15 protein-coding genes are annotated in these 17,893 nt (G+C 64.1%); 3 read left to right on the top strand and 12 right to left on the bottom strand.

From position 1 onward, the window contains the following. Positions 1-15 precede the first annotated feature (15 nt). The 4 genes from mrdA to GWL_RS19490 all read right to left on the bottom strand — a co-directional run bounded on the left by mrdA (position 16) and on the right by GWL_RS19490 (position 4,954). Positions 16-1,983: a penicillin-binding protein 2 gene (gene mrdA, locus GWL_RS19505; protein WP_008333567.1), complete on the bottom strand. Its 1,968-nt coding sequence runs from the start codon at positions 1,981-1,983 to the stop codon at positions 16-18. A gap of 19 nt (positions 1,984-2,002) precedes the next feature. After that, complete coding sequence (gene mreD, locus GWL_RS19500; RefSeq protein WP_008333565.1) at positions 2,003-2,512, bottom strand: rod shape-determining protein MreD; 510 nt, start codon at positions 2,510-2,512, stop codon at positions 2,003-2,005. Beyond that, a complete protein-coding gene (gene mreC / locus GWL_RS19495; protein WP_008333560.1) occupies positions 2,509-3,612 on the bottom strand; it encodes a rod shape-determining protein MreC in 1,104 nt (367 codons plus the stop codon). Before mreC ends, mreD begins: the two co-directional genes overlap by 4 nt. A gap of 298 nt (positions 3,613-3,910) precedes the next feature. Further along, the gene (locus tag GWL_RS19490) at positions 3,911-4,954 is read right to left on the bottom strand and encodes a rod shape-determining protein (protein WP_006465688.1); all 1,044 of its coding nucleotides are present in this window, start codon (positions 4,952-4,954) and stop codon (positions 3,911-3,913) included. Between the two features lie 359 nt (positions 4,955-5,313). Here GWL_RS19490 and gatC point away from each other — a divergent pair, with 359 nt between their 5' ends. From gatC to gatB, 3 genes are all read left to right on the top strand, one after another. Beyond that, positions 5,314-5,616, top strand: a complete 303-nt coding sequence (gene gatC, locus GWL_RS19485) for an Asp-tRNA(Asn)/Glu-tRNA(Gln) amidotransferase subunit GatC (protein ID WP_008333559.1) — start codon at positions 5,314-5,316, stop codon at positions 5,614-5,616. 73 nt (positions 5,617-5,689) lie between these two features. Next, positions 5,690-7,156, top strand: a complete 1,467-nt coding sequence (gatA, locus tag GWL_RS19480; protein WP_008333552.1) for an Asp-tRNA(Asn)/Glu-tRNA(Gln) amidotransferase subunit GatA — start codon at positions 5,690-5,692, stop codon at positions 7,154-7,156. 45 nt (positions 7,157-7,201) lie between these two features. Beyond that, positions 7,202-8,662 carry an Asp-tRNA(Asn)/Glu-tRNA(Gln) amidotransferase subunit GatB gene (gene gatB, locus GWL_RS19475; RefSeq protein WP_008333550.1) on the top strand — a complete coding sequence of 487 codons (1,461 nt, stop codon included), beginning with the start codon at positions 7,202-7,204 and terminating at the stop codon, positions 8,660-8,662. Between the two features lie 86 nt (positions 8,663-8,748). Here the strand turns inward: gatB and GWL_RS19470 are convergent, their stop codons facing one another. From GWL_RS19470 to GWL_RS19435, 8 genes are all read right to left on the bottom strand, one after another. Then, on the bottom strand, positions 8,749-9,672 hold the full coding sequence (locus GWL_RS19470; protein ID WP_008333549.1) for a cupin-like domain-containing protein: 924 nt from the start codon (positions 9,670-9,672) through the stop codon (positions 8,749-8,751). A gap of 138 nt (positions 9,673-9,810) precedes the next feature. Beyond that, positions 9,811-11,415 carry a methyl-accepting chemotaxis protein gene (locus GWL_RS19465; RefSeq protein WP_008333547.1) on the bottom strand — a complete coding sequence of 535 codons (1,605 nt, stop codon included), beginning with the start codon at positions 11,413-11,415 and terminating at the stop codon, positions 9,811-9,813. Between the two features lie 207 nt (positions 11,416-11,622). Continuing rightward, positions 11,623-13,116 carry a M81 family metallopeptidase gene (locus tag GWL_RS19460; protein WP_008333546.1) on the bottom strand — a complete coding sequence of 498 codons (1,494 nt, stop codon included), beginning with the start codon at positions 13,114-13,116 and terminating at the stop codon, positions 11,623-11,625. Positions 13,117-13,153: 37 nt separating this feature from the next. Next, complete coding sequence (locus GWL_RS19455; RefSeq protein WP_008333544.1) at positions 13,154-14,413, bottom strand: Zn-dependent hydrolase; 1,260 nt, start codon at positions 14,411-14,413, stop codon at positions 13,154-13,156. Between the two features lie 35 nt (positions 14,414-14,448). Then, on the bottom strand, positions 14,449-15,153 hold the full coding sequence (locus tag GWL_RS19450) for an ABC transporter ATP-binding protein (RefSeq protein WP_008333541.1): 705 nt from the start codon (positions 15,151-15,153) through the stop codon (positions 14,449-14,451). Further along, positions 15,150-15,917: an ABC transporter ATP-binding protein gene (locus GWL_RS19445; protein WP_008333539.1), complete on the bottom strand. Its 768-nt coding sequence runs from the start codon at positions 15,915-15,917 to the stop codon at positions 15,150-15,152. The genes GWL_RS19450 and GWL_RS19445 overlap by 4 nt, the downstream gene beginning before the upstream one ends. After that, positions 15,914-16,918, bottom strand: a complete 1,005-nt coding sequence (locus GWL_RS19440; RefSeq protein WP_008333537.1) for a branched-chain amino acid ABC transporter permease — start codon at positions 16,916-16,918, stop codon at positions 15,914-15,916. The genes GWL_RS19445 and GWL_RS19440 overlap by 4 nt, the downstream gene beginning before the upstream one ends. Positions 16,919-16,959: 41 nt before the next feature. Then, on the bottom strand, positions 16,960-17,826 hold the full coding sequence (locus GWL_RS19435; protein ID WP_008333536.1) for a branched-chain amino acid ABC transporter permease: 867 nt from the start codon (positions 17,824-17,826) through the stop codon (positions 16,960-16,962). Between the last annotated feature and the right edge of the window lie 67 nt (positions 17,827-17,893).

The raw sequence follows: 17,893 nt of genomic DNA, 5'->3' as shown, positions 1-17,893 counted from the left end.
AAACGTCATGGGCTTTCATTCCTGCACATCCGGCTGGACCGTCGGCGTGGTGCCGCCGTCCTCGGTGGTGGGGCCTTCGACCGGGGTGTCGGCGCCTGTCGCATCGGGGGCGACCGCCTTGATCGGCTCGTTGGGACGCTTGCCCAGCATGAAGTAGTCCATGGCCTTGCGCACCAGCGGCGCGGCCACGCCGGCACCCCAGCCCCCGTTCTCGACCACGGCCGCGATGGCGATGCGCGGTGCATCGGCCGGCGCGAAGCCGATGTAGAGGCCGTTATCGTGGTAGATACGGGCCAGCTTTTTGGAATCATACTTCTGGTTCTTGGCAATGTTGACCACCTGTGCGGTACCGGTCTTGCCGCCGGACTCATAGGGTGCGCCCCGGAAGGCCGCCGCGGCCGTGCCTTCCTTGACCACGCCCACCATGGCGCGCTTGATGAAGTCGATGTTTTCCTGCTTGAGCGGAATGCGATAGCTTTCCTTGGGCACGGTCTCGGTGCGCTCGTGGGTGACGCCATCCTCGATGATCTTGACCAGGTGCGGCTTCATCACCACGCCATTGTTGGCCAGGATGGCCGTGGCCTGCGCCAGTTGCAGCGGGGTGAAGCTGTTGTAGCCCTGGCCGATGCCCAGCGAGACGGTATCGCCGGCGATCCAGCGCTTCTGTTCGGGTTTGCGGAAGGCGGTGCGCTTCCACTCGGTAGAGGGAAGGATGCCGTGCTTCTCGTGCTCCAGGTCGATGCCGGTGATCTGGCCGAAGCCGAAGGGCTTCATGAAGTCATGAATGGCATTGACCCCCATGTCGTTGGCCAGCATGTAGTAGTAGGTATCGCACGACACCACGATGGAGCGGTACATGTCGACGATGCCGTGGCCGCCTTCCTTGTCATCGCGGAAGCGGTGGTTGCCCAGCACGAAGTAGCCGGGATCGCGGATGGCATCCTGCGGGCGGCGCTTGCCCAGTTCCAGGGCGGCCAGCGCCATGAAGGGTTTGTAGGTCGATCCGGGCGAATACACGCCCGACAGCGGTCGGTTCAGCAGCGGCCGGTCGGGCGACTTGTTGAGCTCATCCCAGCTCTGCTGGTCGATGCCTTCGACGAACAGGTTGGGATCGTAGGAAGGTTGCGAGACATAGGCCAGGATGTCGCCCGTGGCCGGGTTGATCGCCACCAGCGCGCCCTTCTGGTCGCCGAAGGCTTCTTCCACCACCTTCTGCAGCTCGATGTCGATGGACAGGATCAGGTTCTTGCCGGGCGTGGCCGGCGTGCGCGAGAGCGAGCGCACCGCGCGCCCACTGGCCGAGATTTCCACTTCCTCGTAGCCGGTGGTGCCGTGCAGCTGGGTCTCGTAGCTCTTTTCCAGACCTTCCTTGCCGATGTAGTCGGTGCCGTTGTAGTTGGCTTCATCGTCGGAATCGGAGATGCGCTCGGCATCGCGCTGGCTGATGCGGCCGATGTAGCCGATCACGTGCGCGGCCGTCTTGCCGTAGGGGTACTGGCGGAACAGGCGGGCCTGCACTTCCACGCCGGGGAAGCGATAGCGCTGGGCGGTGAACTTGGCCACTTCCTCGTCGGTCAGGCGGGTGCGGATGGGTACGCTTTCGAAATTCTTGGATTCTTCCTGCAGGCGGCGGAAGCGGCGGCGGTCGCGCGGCTGAATTTCCACGATCGTGCCCAGCTCATCGATGAGGTCATCGATGTTGGTCTTGATCTTGGAGGGCGTGATTTCCAGCGTATAGGCCGAGTAGTTGCGTGCCAGCACCACACCGTTGCGGTCCAGGATCAGGCCGCGGTTGGGCACGATGGGCACCACCGAGATGCGGTTTTCCTCGGCCTGGGCGGCGTAGGCGTCGTGACGCACCACCTGCAGCCACAGGAACCGCGCCAGCAGCAGGCTGAAGCACACCAGTACCAGGATGCTGGCAGCCAACAGGCGCATCCGGAACAGCCTCAGTTCTTGCGCGGTATTCTTGAATTCAGTCATGCTGCTTGCACCTGGCCCTTCAGATGGGGCGGTTCTCGTCGCGGTCCACGGCGCGGCGCTGGGGCGCCAGCAGCAGGATGCTCACCAGCGGCCACAGCAGCGCCGAGACCACGCTTTCGCTGAAGTAGAACCAGTCCGGCGACTTGCCCGTCACCAGCAGCTGGATCACCAGCTGCACCGCCTGGGCCAGCAGCATCAGCGGCAGCACATGCAGCGCCTGGGTACGCAACGGAAACCACAGCACGCGGCGGTGGATCATGATGGCGAAATACGACAGCAGGGTATAGGCCAGCGCGTTCTCGCCCAGGAGCGTGGCTTCGTTGACGTCCATCAGCAGGCCCATCATGAAGGCGATGCTGATGCCGACCTTGCGCGGCTGGTGGATGTTCCAGAACACCAGCGCCAGTGCCACGAAGTCCGGCACGCCGACCATCTGGCCCCAGGGCATCAGGTTCAGCACGAAGGCCACGATGAGGCTGAAGGCGATGAACAGCGGACTGGCCGGCAGGAGGATGGTTTGATTGTTCATCGTGCGGATTCCTTGGCCGCCGGTTTGGCGGCACCAGTGGCAGCGGTGGCAGCCTTGGCACCGGTGGCCGGGGTAGTGGTCGCCGCCGCAGCGCCGGCCGGCTTGGCCGGCGTAGTCACGCTGGCTGAGCCCTTGCGCTCCTCGGCCGGCTTGTCCTTGGGCGCGGGGGTGGCTTCCTCGCCGCCGTTGTCACGGGTGCTGTCACGCAGGCGGCGCTTGAAGAGCTTGGCCGATTTTTCATCGATCACGTCCGGTTCGGGACGCGGCGGCAGGTTCTGGTCCACCAGCAGGATCAGCAGCTGGCGATGACGGTCGATGCCGGCCAGCGGGCGGCAGACGATGCGGGCGAAGGCGTCCGCCGAGCGGGTTTCCACCAGCGCCACGCTGGCCACCGACAGACCGGGGGGATAGACGCCGTCGATGCCCGAGGTCACCAGCACGTCACCCTTCTGGATATCGGCGTTGGAGGGCATGAAGCGCAGGTCCAGTGCGCCGGTCTGGCCACGGCCATAGGCCACGCTGCGCAGGCCGTTGCGCAGCACCTGCACGGGGATGGCCTGGTCCTTGTCGGTCAGCAGCGTGACTTCGGAAGAAAACGGGAACACCCGCGTCACCTGGCCCACGATGCCGACATCGTCGATCACCGGCTGCCCCGGCGTGACGCCCTGTTGCGAGCCGCGATTGAGGATGATCTTGCGGGTGAAGGGATCGCGCGCATCGTAGAGGATCTCGCCGACGATGGACTTGACCGGCACCTTCTGCTGCATGTCCAGCAGCTTGCGCAGTTGCGCGTTTTCGGCCGCCAGCAGGCTTTCCTGCTGCATCAGCTGGGCATTGACGATCTGTTGCTGACGCAGCTCGCGGTTTTCCTTCTGCAGCGAGGCCAGCGAAGAAAAGTACTCGGACGAATTGGTAAAGGCGTCGCGCGGAATCATCGCTACCGTCTGGAACGGATAGAGGGCCGTGCCCAGCGCCTGGCGCAGCGTGCCCAGCACGTGCATGCGGGCGTCGACCACCAGCATCACGACCGAGATCAATGCGAAGACGGTCACGCGCACCCGGGCCGAGGCGCCCTGCTTGAAGAGTGGTGGGATTTCCATGGCGTCAGGCCGACTGCAGGGTCACGTCAGGTGACCGGCTGCAGGCGGATAACTCACTTCCTGCGTCGAAAACGGTAACAAAAAGGGGAGCCGAAGCGTTCCTGCGACGGTCCACCAGCCGGCCCTGCCCCCTGTGCGCAAGCGGTGTGCGCATCCTGTGGCTGGTCGGCGTGAACGGCGTCATATCGAACGGATCGGTTCCCCACTCATCCGGCGGTACATTGCCGCCGGTTCATGCTGTACTGCCTGCGCCTGCAGTCCGGCAGGCGCATCGTGCTGCTCGGACTTGCTACCCGGCTTATTCGGCCGAGAAGATCGAGCCCAGCTTGTCCATGCGGTCCAGTGCCATGCCCGAGCCGCGCACCACGCAGGTCAGCGGGTCTTCGGCCACGATCACCGGCAGGCCCGTTTCTTCCATCAGCAGGCGGTCCAGGTCGCGCAGCAGGGCGCCGCCACCGGTCAGCATCATGCCCTTTTCGGCGATGTCGGCACCCAGTTCCGGCGGGGTCTGTTCCAGCGCGTTCTTGACGGCCGAGACGATGTTGTTCAGCGGATCGGTCAGGGCTTCCAGGATTTCATTGCTGGAGATGGTGAAGGAACGCGGGATGCCTTCGGACAGGTTGCGGCCCTTGACTTCCATTTCCTTGACTTCCGAGCCCGGGAAGGCCGAGCCGATTTCCTTCTTGATCGCTTCGGCGGTCTGCTCACCGATCAGCATGCCGTAGTTGCGGCGGATGTAGTTGACGATGGCTTCATCGAACTTGTCGCCGCCCACGCGCACCGAACCCTTGTAGACCATGCCGCCCAGCGAGATGATGCCCACTTCGGTGGTGCCGCCGCCGATGTCGACCACCATCGAGCCGGTGGCGTCCGAGACCGGCAGGCCCGAGCCGATGGCAGCGGCCATCGGTTCCTCGATCAGGTAGACCTGGGAGGCACCGGCGCCCAGGGCCGATTCGCGGATGGCGCGACGTTCCACCTGGGTCGAGCCGCAGGGCACGCAGATGATGATGCGCGGGGAGGGGCGGAACAGCTTGGAGTCATGCACCATGCGGATGAACTGCTTCAACATCTGCTCGGTGACGGTGAAATCGGCGATCACGCCGTCCTTCATCGGGCGGATCGCCTCGATGTTGCCGGGCACCTTGCCCAGCATCTGCTTTGCTTCCTTGCCGACCGCCTGGATGGTCTTCTTGCCGTTGGGGCCGCCTTGCTGGCGGATCGCCACCACCGACGGCTCGTCCAGCACGATGCCGTGGCCGCGCGCGTAGATCAGCGTGTTCGCGGTGCCGAGGTCGATCGCCAGATCGTTCGAGAAGTAACTGCGGAGAAATCCAAACATGAGTTGTCCTGATGCGCCCGCGAGGGGGCGCTAGCTTTTTGATAGGGGGAGGTGTCCGTTCATGCTGCGGCGACGCGAAAATCAGGCGCCTGCAAGGCATTAATCCGACATTCTACCTTATAATTCCCGAGAAACCAGCAAGCCGGCTTGCCAAAAGTATCAGCACCCCGTGCCCTTCCGGCCGCCATCTGGCGCGGGTTTGCCGTTTCTTGTGCGAACCACGCCCTGACCTGGTCAAGCCGCCGCGCAAGCGAACTGGCCGCGGGCAGCCAAGGCTGCAGAATTCGTCTACCGGCCGCAGCGGCTACGGGTCTTCCAATTTCAACATCACGCGGCGCGCCCTGCGCGTCCTTTCGACCATGTCTCTAGCCCTTTCCGACGTCAAACGCATCGCCAACCTGTCCCGACTGGAGCTGACCGACGCCCAGGCCGGTGCCACGCTGGACAAGCTCAATGGCATCTTCGCCCTGGTGGAACAGATGAAGGCCATCGACACCTCCGGCGTGGAACCGCTGTCGCACCCGATCGCCGCCATTGAGCCGGCGCTGGCGCTGCGCCTGCGCGAAGATGTCGTGACCGAATCCAATCGCCGCGACGACTACCAGCAACCGGCCCCGGCCACCCAGGATGGTCTGTACCTGGTGCCCAAGGTCATCGAATGAACCCGGCGCCTGGCGCCAGCCACCGTCCGCTTCCGGCCCAGCCGGCCCGCAAGACCGCAGCGTAACCAATTCCATGCACAAGCTCACCCTCAAAGAACTGTCCGCGCAACTGCAAGCGCGCAAGATTTCCGCCACCGAACTGGCCACCTTGTTCCTGGACCGCATCGCGGCCAGCGACCTCAACGCCTTCCTGCACGTGGACCGCGATCTGACCCTGGCCCAGGCCAAGGCCGCCGATGTGCGCCTGGCAGGCAATGATGCCGGAGCTCTGACCGGTGTGCCCATTGCCCATAAGGACATTTTCGTCACCCGCGACTGGCGCACCACGGCCGGCTCACGCATGCTGCAGAACTATGTGAGCCCCTTCGATGCAGCCGTGGTGGAACAGTTCAACGCAGCCGGTACGGTGACCCTGGGCAAGCTCAACTGTGACGAGTTCGCCATGGGCTCCAGCAACGAGAATTCCTTCTATGGCGCGGTCAGGAACCCCTGGGACAAGACCGCCATCCCGGGCGGCTCCTCCGGCGGCTCGGCGGCCGCCGTGGCCGCCCGCCTGGCGCCGGCGGCCACCGCCACCGACACTGGCGGCTCGATTCGCCAGCCGGCTTCGTTGTGCGGCGTGACCGGCATCAAGCCGACCTATGGCAGCGTGTCGCGCTACGGCATGATCGCCTTTGCCTCCTCGCTGGACCAGGGCGGCCCGATTGCCAAGACGGCCGAAGATTGTGGCCTCTTGCTCAATGCCATGACCGGTTTCGATGAACGCGACTCCACCAGCCTGCAGCGTCCCAAGGAAGATTTCACCCGCTCGCTGAACCAGAGCCTGCAAGGCCTGCGCATCGGCGTGCCCAAGGAATTCTTCGGCGCCGGCCTGGCCGCCGACGTGGAAGCCGCCGTGCGCGGCGCCCTGGCCGAGTTCGAGAAGCTGGGTGCGACCCTGGTCGATATCTCGCTGCCCAAGACCGAGCTGTCCATCCCCGTGTATTACGTGATCGCCCCGGCCGAAGCCTCGTCGAACCTGTCGCGCTTCGATGGCGTGCGCTACGGCCACCGCGCCGCCGACTACAAGGACCTGGCCGACATGTACAAGAAGTCGCGCGCCGAAGGCTTTGGCGACGAGGTCAAGCGCCGCATCCTGGTCGGTTCCTACGTGCTCTCGCACGGCTACTACGACGCCTACTACCTGCAGGCCCAGAAGATCCGCCGCCTGATCGCCGAGGACTTCCAGCGCGCCCTGGCCGGGGCCGACCGCCTGTGCGACGTCATCATGGGACCGGTCTCGCCGACCGTGGCCTGGGACCTGGGCGACAAGACCGATGACCCGGTGGCCAACTACCTGGCCGACATCTTCACGCTCTCCACCAGCCTGGCCGGGTTGCCCGGCATGTCCATTCCTTGCGGATTCGGACAGGGCGAGAAGAACGGCAAGCGTCCGGTCGGCCTGCAGATCATCGGCAATTATTTCGACGAAGCGCGCCTCTTGAACGTGGCGCACCAGTTCCAGCAGGCCACCGACTGGCACCTGCGCGAACCGGCCTGATCGCTGGCCCTCGTCACCAACAACAGCATTCGCAAGGACAACATCATGCAGTGGGAAGTCGTCATCGGCCTCGAAACGCACACGCAGCTTTCGACCCAATCCAAGATCTTCAGCGGCAGCTCGACCCGCTTCGGCGCCGAACCCAATACCCAGGCCAGCCCGGTGGACCTGGCCTTGCCGGGCGTGCTGCCGGTATTGAACAAGGGTGCGGTGGAACGCGCCATCCAGTTTGGTCTGGCCATCGGTGCCACCATCGCACCGCGTTCCATCTTCGCGCGCAAGAATTACTTCTATCCCGATCTGCCCAAGGGCTACCAGATCAGCCAGTTCGAGATTCCGGTCGTGCAAGGCGGCACCATGTCCTTCGCCGTAGAGAAGGATGGCAAGACCGAGATCAAGACCATCAACCTGACCCGTGCGCATCTGGAAGAAGACGCTGGCAAGTCGCTGCATGAAGACTACCAGGGCATGACCGGCATCGACCTGAACCGCGCCGGCACGCCCTTGCTGGAAATCGTCACCGAACCCGAGATGCGCAGCGCCGCCGAAGCCGTGGGGTATGCCAAGGCCCTGCATTCGCTGGTGGTATGGCTGGGCATCTGCGACGGCAACATGCAGGAAGGTTCCTTCCGCTGTGACGCTAACGTCTCCGTGCGTCCGGTCGGCCAGGAGAAGTTCGGCACCCGCTGCGAGATCAAGAACCTGAACTCCTTCCGCTTCCTGGAAGAGGCCATCAACTACGAAGTGCGCCGCCAGATCGAGCTGATCGAAGACGGCGGCACCGTGGTGCAGGAAACCCGCCTCTACGATCCGGACAAGAAGGAAACCCGTTCCATGCGCAGCAAGGAAGACGCGCAGGATTACCGCTACTTCCCCGACCCCGACCTGCCGCCACTGGCCATCTCGCAGGAGTGGATCGATCGCGTCAAGACCACCATGCCCGAGCTGCCCGCTGCCATGCGTACACGTTTCGTGACCGACTATGCGCTGCCTGAATACGATGCCATGGTGCTGACCCAATCCAAGGGCATGGCCTCCTACTTCGAAGCCGTGGTGGCTGCGGCCGGCAAGGAACAAGCCAAGCCTGCCGCCAACTGGCTCATGGGTGACGTGGCCTCCACCTTGAATCGCGAAGACACCGACATCGCCGATGCGCCCGTGAAGGCTGCGCAACTGGCGCTGCTGTTGAAGCGCATTGCTGACGGCACCATCTCCAACAAGATCGCCAAGGAAGTCTTCGCCGGCATGTGGGAAGCCAGGTCCGACAAGGAGACCCTGGCCGATGACATCATCGAGGCCAAGGGCCTGAAGCAGATCTCGGACAGCGGTGCGCTGGAAGCCATCGTGGATCAGGTGCTGGCGGCCAATGAAAAGTCGGTGGCCGAATTCCGCGCCGGCAAGGAGCAGGCCATCAACGCCCTGATCGGCCAGGCCATGAAGGCCACGCGCGGCAAGGCCAATCCGGCGCAATTGACTGAACTGCTGCGCAAGAAGCTGGCGGGCTGACGACACCCTCCGCATCGTACAGCAGTACAGCAATACCGCAGTAGGGCAATGAACCCCACGTCTGACCAAGGACGCGGGGTTTTTCTTCAGGCAGACAGAACCAATGGCCGCCCCCGCGCCCAGCGATTGCTGGACAGCGAGAACGTCAACGAACTCACCTGGTGATACCACCCCGCGGGGATATACAGCATCTCTCCCGGCTGCACCTCGCAGCACACCAGTGCCGCCTGGCGCGCCAGCGGGAAGCGTTCCAGGTCCGGGTGATCCGGATCGAAGGGCGAGCCGAACAGGATGGCATTGGCCTGCTTCGGATAGAGATACTGGTCATGATGCGGCGGCGCCAGCCAGACCCGCTTCTTGCCCCACAGCTGGGCAAAGACATTGTCGTCATAGTCGCAATGCAGCGGCGTGATACAGCCTGCCGGACCGATCCAGAACCGCGGCGGTCCCATCTTCTCGAAGAAGTTGGGCCAGTGGCACAGGCGATTCAAATTCCGCAGTTCCAGATTGCCCAGATACGGCGGCAGCCCGCTCTCGTCGGCCATTGCCCGTTCCAGATAAGCGACCAGTGTCATGTCCTGCATGGCCCGGTCCGGCGCAAAGGCGGTGTTGATGTAATCCCCCACGCGCGCCCGCACCGGCAACTGGCCGAAGTGTTCGCGCAAGGTCTCCACGGACATCGCCGACAGCGGCCAGCGGCTGGCCATGCCGGTCATGATGAAGGGCAAGCCCGCCCGTGCGCGTGCGCGGAAGGCGGCCGTCTTCTGCGGACCCAGACGCGGGATCTCATGTACCGCCGGTAGCACGGCACTGGCCTGGCGAATGGCCTGGCGCATCTCCTGCACCGACGCCACTCCCCGCACCTGGGCATCGCGCCGGTCACGCGCAGCCTCGCGCGCGGCGGCTTCTTCAGGGCTCATCGGCAAGAGGTCGGGGCGCGGCGGCAGCGCGCGGGCAGCTGTGCGGGCGCTTGGGGCGGGAAGTGAAGAAACGGGATCAGGCTGGCTCATGCGGGCTATTGTAGCGCCGGGCCCGGCGCGCATTGCGCCGGGGGAGATGAATTCTTCTTACCGATTCCGTGCGCGCGGGGGATGCGTCGCGGCATCTGGCACGATGCCGCGTTCGTCCCGCTGCTGCCGCGCGAGGCGCTATCGCACCACCGTCACAGGCAACGTGCCACGCTGACTTTCGTCCGGTGGCGTTGCTGCCGCACCGGCATCAAGACGAAACACGCTGACCGCCTCAGTCAGCGAGGCTGCCTGATCCTGCATCGAGCGCGCCGCCGCTGCGGCTTCTTCCACCAGCGCGGCATTCTGTTGCGTGGCTTCATCGATATGGGTAATGGCCAGGTTGACCTGCTCGATGCCATCGCTCTGCTCCTGGCTGGCCAGCGAGATCTCGCGCACGATCTCGGTCACGCGCGAAACGCTCTGCACCACTTCCTGCATGGTGTCACCGGCCTGGGCCACCAGCCGGCTGCCATCGCCGACCTTCTCCACCGAATCATCGATGAGCTGCTTGATCTCCTTGGCCGCCGAGGCCGAGCGCTGCGCCAGCGAGCGCACTTCGGAAGCCACCACGGCGAAGCCGCGTCCCTGTTCGCCCGCCCGTGCCGCTTCCACGGCGGCGTTCAAGGCCAGGATGTTGGTCTGGAAGGCGATGCCGTCGATCACGCCAATGATGTCGGCCATCTTCTGCGACGAGGCGTGGATTTCCCCCATGGTCGAGACCACCTGCTCCACCACGGCACCCCCCTGGCTGGCCACCTGCGAGGCCGACGCGGCCAGTGCATTGGCCTGGCGCGCGTTGTCGGCATTTTGCTTGACGGTGGAGGTGAGCTGTTCCATGGCAGAGGCAGTCTCTTCGAGCGACCCGGCCTGCTGCTCGGTGCGCGCCGACAGGTCGAGGTTGCCCGTGGCGATCTCGCGCGAGGCGGTGTTGATGGTATCGGTGCCGGAGCGCACACGGCCCACGATGTCCTGCAGGTTGCCATTCATGGATTTCAGCGCGGCCAGCAATTGCCCGGTCTCGTCGCGGCGGTCGGCGTCGATGCGGGAAGTCAGGTCGCCCGCCGCCACCGTCTCGGCAATGGCCACCGCCTGGTTCAGCGGACGCGTGATGCTGCGCGTGAGCAGCCAGGCCAGCATGGCGCCCAGCATCATCTCCAGGGCACCCAGCATCAGCAGCATGCTGCGGCCGGAACGATAGTCACCGTTGATCGCGCTGGCAGTCTGGTCGATCACTTTCTTCTGGTAGTCGGCGTAGCGCAGCACGCTGTTGGCGTAGTCATCCATCATCTTCACCAGTACCGTATCGGTCATCTCGCGGGCGCGGGCATCATCGCCGGCGGCCTTGATGTCGAAGATCTTCTGGCGTGTGTCGCGATAGGCGACACGCAATTTGCCGACCTCCACGAACAGATGTTTCTCCTCGGGATCGGCGATGGCCGCTTCCACCCGCTTCTGCAACTGGCTGATCTGGGCTGACTGGGCGTCGATCTGTTTCTGGAAATATTGCCGGAAGGCATGGTCGTCACTCTTCATGACGGCAAAGGTCCGCACTCCGTTTTCCTTGATGGCCGCATGCCACTGCACGGCATCGCGTTCCTTCTTCAAGGCGATCTGGGTCATCTCGTCGGTGGCTTCGCCGATGTTGCCCAGGCGCCAGATCCCCAGGCCCACCATCACCGCCATCAACATCAGCAAGGCAATGAAACCGATGGCCAGGCGTACGCCGATCTTGAGGTTTTTCATCCCGTGTCCCCTTGGGTGAGGCGACCGGCGGCTGGTTTCTTGTCGTGATCTTGGGCCGGGCGCTGGTTGCAATGATGAACCGACTATCCTTCTTGCTTTTGCAGGCTACCACAGGCCCCGGCCTGTACGGCACAACTCGGGAAAGTCCCGACGTCACGGTGTTGTATTACGGCCAAGCACCGTGCCGCAAGTCAGGGCCTGCGCGGCTTACCAGTCCATGCCCGCATCCAGCGGATAGATCGGTCGACGGACTTTCTTGATCGGGAACAGCCGGAAATTGGCACTGGTCGGGCCGCCGCTGTCCGAATCGCATTCCACCAGTGCACGACTGATGGGGACGAAGACCGGTCGGCAATACATGCGCGACTTCAGGATCAGGAAATCCTGCTGCGCCGGATCCAGCCCCAGGCTGGTGAACACGCCCAGGTCATAGGGTTCGACCCGCTCCTCGGTGAGGACGATGCGTGCCGCGCCGATATCGAACAGCACGCTGCGTCCCATCTGCAAGGTCGACCCCGTATAGATCGGCCCGGTCACGGTAAAGCGGCCATCGCTGATGGCCAATACCTTGCCGGTATAAACCGGGGGCGTCTTGCTGATGCCCTGCGCGGCGAGCTCCACCTTGTTGCCGACGGCCAGCGTGAGCGTTGCGCCCACCCCGGCCTGCACCAGTTGCGCTACCGCCTCGGGGTCGCTCACCGGTCCCACGGCAATCCCGCGCAGACCCGCCTGCAAGGCCGCTTCCAGCACATCCATGGTATTGCAGGTGCCCCCTGACATGACGTTGTCGCTGTGATCCAGAAGCAGCACCGGTCCTTGCCCCGGAGCTTGGCTCAACTGGTGCGCCTGCGCCAGCGATTCGGCCAGCGGCAGGCTGTCATAGACGAAATCGGCGCGCTCTTCCCATATCTGGCGCGCAATGCGCTCGGCCACCGCATCGGCGAGCGTCACATCATTTTCCGTCACCACCACCACCGACATGCCCGCATCGCGGAAATCCGACAAGGGGAATCCCGCCAGCACCGAGACCGCCAGTACCCCCGCTTCCTGCTCGGCGGCCTTGGCCGCTTCGACTGCGCGCTGCATGGCCGATGCCGACGTATTGCTGGTCAGCGTGGCCGACAGCACAGGCACCTGGCGCCAGGCCATCTGCGGTTGCGACTTGCCCTGCAGCCGCGCCAGCAGCAGGCGCCCTGCATGTTCGCCGGTCTCGAACATGTCGATGTGCGGATAGGTCTTGAAGCTGACGATGACGTCGGCATGCGTGACCATCTTCTGCGTGACATTGCCATGCAGGTCCAATGCCACCGCCATGGGCGTGTCGGGAGCGATGCGGCGGATGCGCTCAAGCAGCGTGCCTTCGCCATCCTCGGCGTTCTCGGCCACCATGGCGCCGTGCAGGTCCAGCAGGATGGCGTCACATCCTCCCTCGATGGCGCGCACGATGGCGTCGCACATCACGGTATAGGCGTCGGCCGCTACCGCCGCGCTGGGATTGGCCCAGGCCGCCAGGGGCGTGACGATCTCGGCACCGATCCGTTCGGCCAGTTCGAGGAAAGCACCCATGGCGGTACGCGCTCCCTTCTGGTCGCGACAGGCCGCGTCGTCCCATTGCGGGGCAAAGGCTTCAAGGGGTGTGGGAATCGGCGAGAAGGTATTGGTCTCGTGATTCATGCGTGCAATGACGATTTTTGGCTTCATGTTCAGTTTTTTGCATCAATTCAACATCAGACAATGATCATTGCGTGACCACGCCCGCACTGGCCAGCATGGCCTGCAACAGCACGTTGCAACCGGCTTCCAGGTGCTCGGGGCGGGCATCTTCGATCTCGTTGTGGGAGACCCCGTCCTTGCAGGGCACGAAGATCATGCCTGCCGGCGCCAGGCGCGCGGCATAGATGGCGTCATGTCCCGCGCCGGAGACCACATCCATGGTCTTGTAGCCCAATGCCGCCGAGGCGGCGCGTACATTGTCCACGCAATCCGGATGGAAGGGGCAGGGCGGGAAGTAGGACACCCGCTCCAGTTCGATGGAAAGCCCGGTCTTCTTGCGCATGGCCTCCAGATAGGCCAGCAGGTCCTCGTGCATGCGGGTGAGCGACTCTTCGCTGACATTGCGCAGATCGATGGAAAACTTCACCTGCCCCGGAATCACGTTGCGGCTGTTGGGCATCACCTGCACCTGGCCTACCGTGCCGCGGCCATACGGGGCATAGCGGTGAGCGATGGCCACCACTTCCTGCATGATGAACGTCGACACTTGCAGCGCGTCCTTGCGAATTTCCATGGGCGTCGGTCCGGCATGGGATTCGAAACCGGTCACCGTGCAGTCGTACCACGACAGCCCCAGCACCGCCGGTACCACGCCGATGACGGTATCGGCATTTTCCAGCACCGGCCCCTGCTCGATGTGGGCCTCGTAATACGCACCGATGGGATGGTCGCCGCAGACCTGGTCGCCGATGTAGCCGATGCGTTCCAGTTCGTCGCGCACTTTCTTGCCCTCGATGTCGGTGGCGTTATAGGCATGTTCCAGCGTGAAGGCGCCGCAGAAGACCCCCGAACCCATCATCACCGGTACGAAGCGCGAGCCCTCTTCATTGGTCCACACCGCCACCTCGATGGGCGCCTCGGTCTGGATATCGTGCTGGTTCAGCGTACGGATCACCTCGATGCCGGAGAGCACGCCGTAATTGCCGTCGAACTTGCCGCCGGTGGGTTGCGTGTCGATGTGCGAGCCCGTCATCACCGGTGGCAGTGCATTGTTGCGACCGGGGCGGCGCATGAAGATGTTGCCGATCTGGTCTACCACCACGCTCATGCCTTCGGCGCGCGCCCAGGAGGTGACCAGATCCCGGCCCTGCTTGTCCAGGTCGGTGAGGGCCAGGCGACAGACGCCACCTTTGGCCGTGCCGCCGATGCGGGCCAGTTCCATCAGCGAATTCCACAGGCGCGTGCCGTCAATGCGCAGGGTGGAGGTTTGTGTTTTCATGTCCATATCGATTCCTTGTTCGGGTTGGCGGGCAGAGGTCCTCACGCCGCCAGATTCACGCCCAGACAACGGTCCTTGACGCCCTCATCGGCCAGGAACGCGGCATTGCTGCCGCTGTAGACGATGCGTCCCTGCTCGACGATGTAATGCCGGTCCGCCAGTTGGGTACAGACTTCCAGGTTCTGCTCCACCAGGATGATGGACATCCCGGTGCGCTTGATCTGCTTGATCTGCGCCACGATCTCGTCGACGATCACCGGTGCCAGTCCTTCCACCGGTTCATCCAGCATCAGCACGCGCGGATGGGTCATCAGCGCGCGCGCAATGGCCAGCATCTGCTGCTCACCGCCCGAGAGCTGGCCGCCGCCATTCCTGCGGCGCTCCTTCAGGCGCGGGAAGATGGTGTAGACCTCCTCGAGCCCCCACGCCGACTCCTTGCGGGCGGCCATGGTCAGGTTTTCCTCCACGGTCAGCAGCTTGAAGATGCCGCGATGCTCCGGCACCAGGCATACGCCGCGCGCAGCGATCTTGTAGGAAGGCAGTGCGCTGATGACCTGCCCCTCGAAGAGCACCCGACCCTGTGCCGGTGGCACCACGCCGACAATGCTCTTCAAGGTCGTGGTCTTGCCCGCGCCATTGCGTCCCAGCAGCGTGACCACCTCGCCCGCATCGACCTGCAGCGATACGCCCTGCAGGATGTGGCTCTTGCCATAGTAGCCGTGAACGTCTTCAACTTGCAGGATCATGCTTTGCCTCCGGTGATCATGCTGCCGAGATAGGCCCGGCGCACGCGTTCATCGTTGCGGATCTCGGCCGGCTTGCCCTGCGCCAGGATCTGGCCCAGCTGCATCACCGTGACGCGGTCCGAGATATCCATGACGATATCCATGTTGTGTTCGATCAGCACCACCGTGTAATCCTTCCGCAGCCCGTGGATGAGCTGCTTCATGTCGGCAATGTCGTCGATGCCCATGCCCGAGGTCGGCTCGTCCAGGAAGATCACCTTGGGCCGTCCGGCCATGGCCATGCCCACTTCCAGCCTGCGTTGCTGGCCATGTGAAAGTTCTGCACAGGCCCGCTCGGCAACGCCCTGCAGGGACAGGCGCGCCACCAGTTCATCGGCCAGTGTGCAGGCTGCAGTGAATTGTTCGGCACGTTTCCAGGGATTGAGGGCCGCCAGCGGCGCGCGGCCCTGCGCAGCCAGCCGCAGGTTCTCGCGCACGCTCAGGTTGGGAAACAGGCTGGTCACCTGGAAGGAGCGCGCCAGTCCCTTCTGCACCCGGCGATTGCCCGGCAGATGCGCCACTTCCTCACCCTCGACCAGGATGCTGCCCTCGGTGATGGGCGTGGTACCGGTCAGGGTATGGAACAGCGTGGTCTTGCCCGCGCCATTGGGACCGATTACCGAATGCACGGTACCGGCCTCGACCTCCAGCGTGATGCCGTTGACGGCGGTGAACTTGCCGTAGCGCTTGGTCACGTTGAGCGCTTGCAGGATGGGGCGGCTCATGAATGCTTCTCCTTGGTCGCAGTCGTGCTGGCGGCCTGCACCGGTTCTTTCTTGTGACCGCGCACGGCATCGATGATCTTCACGGCCAGTCCGAACAGGCCCTTCTGCATGTACAGGCTGACCGTGATCAGCAGCAGCCCCAGCAGCATCAGCCAGCGCGGCCACAGCGTGGAGAGCCAGTTGCCCACCAGCACATAGAAGCTCGCCCCCAGCACCGAGGCGAACAGGTTGCCGGTGCCGCCGATGACGGTCATCACCAGGATTGCTTCGCTGGTGTGGTACTCGATGTTGGACAGCGGTGCCACACCCGTCATCATGGCGTGCAGGCCACCGGCCAGACCGGTGACGGCGCCGGAGATGACGAAGGCGGCCAGTTTGAGCAGGCGTACGTCATAGCCCAGGGCGGAAGCACGCGCCTCGTTCTCGCGCACCGCCAGCAGCGTCTTGCCCAGTACCGAATCGACCACCCGCTGCAGCAGCCAGAACACCAGCACGAACAGGATGGCCACCACCGTGTAGTACTGCCAGGACGAGGTGGTCGGCAGCAGCGTCATCCCCAACAGCGACAGCGGCGGACGCGGGATGTCCAGCAGGCCGTTGTCTCCGCCCGTGACGTCCTTCATCGTATAGGCGAGGAAGTAAAACATCTGGGCAAAGGCCAGCGTGAGCATGACGAAGTAGGTGCCGCGCTGGCGGATCGAGAACCAGCCCACCAGCAGCGCCACCAGTGCGCCACCGAGCGCGGCCAGCGCCAGGGCCGGCAGCAGCGCCAGCTTCAACTGCAGCAGCACCACGCCAGCGGTATAGCTGCCCACGCCAAAGAAGATGCCCTGGCCGAAGGACATCAGGCCGGTATAACCCAGCAGCAGGTTGCAGCCCAGCGCGGCCAGCGCGAACACCAGCACTTCGGTGGCCAGCGTGCCGGAGGGCAGCAGCATGGGCAGCAGCAGCGCCACAGCGGCTGCCAGCAGGGTGTAACGGAAATGCGCAATCTGTTTCATGGAAGCCTCGGTGCAGAAAACGTCAAGTGGCATGAACCGCGTCAGGCCGCGCCGGGCCGGCCCAGCAGGCCATTCGGACGCAGCAGCATCACGGCCGCCATGGCCACGTAAATCATCAGGTGCGCACCCTCGGACCAGACCGTGCTCATCACGCTTTGCACGATGCCGACCAGGATGCCGCCGATGAGGGCCCCCCAGAAGCTGCCCAGCCCGCCGATGACCACCACCACGAAGGCGATGCCCAGCGCTTCCACGCCCATGAAGGGATCGGCTCCGCGGATCGGTGCGGCCAGCGCCCCGGCAAGACCGGCCGTGGCCGCGCCCAGGGCGAAGACCAGGCTGAAGATGCGTTGAATGTTCAAGCCGAGCAGGCTGACCATTTCGGTCGATTCCGAACCGGCGCGCACGATCGAGCCCAGGCGCGTGCCTTCCAGCACCCACCATAGCAGCAGCGCCATGACGGCGGTCAGGCCGATGACGAAGAGCCGGTACTTGGGATAGACGAAGCCGCCCCACATCACCACCCCTTGCAGCAGATCGGGCGGCGAGACGTTGTTGCCCAGCGGCCCCCATACCGAGATCACCGCTTCCTGGATCACCAGCGCCATGCCGACCGTGAAGAGAATGTGGAAGTGATGCGGCAGCGCATAGACATGGCGCAGCACGAAGCGCTCCACCACCCACGCGAACAGACCCACGAGCAGCGGTGCAATGAGCAGCGTCCACCAGAAATCGAGGCCCAGGCTGGTGACCTGATAGCAGAGATAGGCGCCCAGCAGGAAGAAGGCGCCATGCGAGAAATTGACGAAGCGCAGCAGGCCGAAGACGATCGACAGGCCCACCGCCAGCAGGAAGTAGAGCATGCCGATGCCTACGCCATTGGCGATCTGCAGCAGATAGATGTTCATGGAACCTCGTGACGAAGATGCAGCAAATGCGGCCTGTTCGCCCAGGCAGGCGAACAGGCCCTGAAGC

Source organism: Herbaspirillum sp. GW103 (genome assembly GCF_000261365.1).
Taxonomy (GTDB): Bacteria; Pseudomonadota; Gammaproteobacteria; order Burkholderiales; family Burkholderiaceae_D; genus Herbaspirillum.
The sequence above is the reverse complement of the archived record's forward strand: the minus strand, read 5'-3'. Positions and strand labels throughout refer to the sequence as shown.

Coding starts and splice junctions, on each gene's coding strand:
- mrdA (WP_008333567.1), bottom strand. CDS start 1,983: ATGACTGAATTCAAGAATACCGCGCAAGAACTGAGGCTGTTCCGGATG.
- mreD (WP_008333565.1), bottom strand. CDS start 2,512: ATGAACAATCAAACCATCCTCCTGCCGGCCAGTCCGCTGTTCATCGCC.
- mreC (WP_008333560.1), bottom strand. CDS start 3,612: ATGGAAATCCCACCACTCTTCAAGCAGGGCGCCTCGGCCCGGGTGCGC.
- GWL_RS19490 (WP_006465688.1), bottom strand. CDS start 4,954: ATGTTTGGATTTCTCCGCAGTTACTTCTCGAACGATCTGGCGATCGAC.
- gatC (WP_008333559.1), top strand. CDS start 5,314: ATGTCTCTAGCCCTTTCCGACGTCAAACGCATCGCCAACCTGTCCCGA.
- gatA (WP_008333552.1), top strand. CDS start 5,690: ATGCACAAGCTCACCCTCAAAGAACTGTCCGCGCAACTGCAAGCGCGC.
- gatB (WP_008333550.1), top strand. CDS start 7,202: ATGCAGTGGGAAGTCGTCATCGGCCTCGAAACGCACACGCAGCTTTCG.
- GWL_RS19470 (WP_008333549.1), bottom strand. CDS start 9,672: ATGAGCCAGCCTGATCCCGTTTCTTCACTTCCCGCCCCAAGCGCCCGC.
- GWL_RS19465 (WP_008333547.1), bottom strand. CDS start 11,415: ATGAAAAACCTCAAGATCGGCGTACGCCTGGCCATCGGTTTCATTGCC.
- GWL_RS19460 (WP_008333546.1), bottom strand. CDS start 13,116: ATGAAGCCAAAAATCGTCATTGCACGCATGAATCACGAGACCAATACC.
- GWL_RS19455 (WP_008333544.1), bottom strand. CDS start 14,413: ATGGACATGAAAACACAAACCTCCACCCTGCGCATTGACGGCACGCGC.
- GWL_RS19450 (WP_008333541.1), bottom strand. CDS start 15,153: ATGATCCTGCAAGTTGAAGACGTTCACGGCTACTATGGCAAGAGCCAC.
- GWL_RS19445 (WP_008333539.1), bottom strand. CDS start 15,917: ATGAGCCGCCCCATCCTGCAAGCGCTCAACGTGACCAAGCGCTACGGC.
- GWL_RS19440 (WP_008333537.1), bottom strand. CDS start 16,918: ATGAAACAGATTGCGCATTTCCGTTACACCCTGCTGGCAGCCGCTGTG.
- GWL_RS19435 (WP_008333536.1), bottom strand. CDS start 17,826: ATGAACATCTATCTGCTGCAGATCGCCAATGGCGTAGGCATCGGCATG.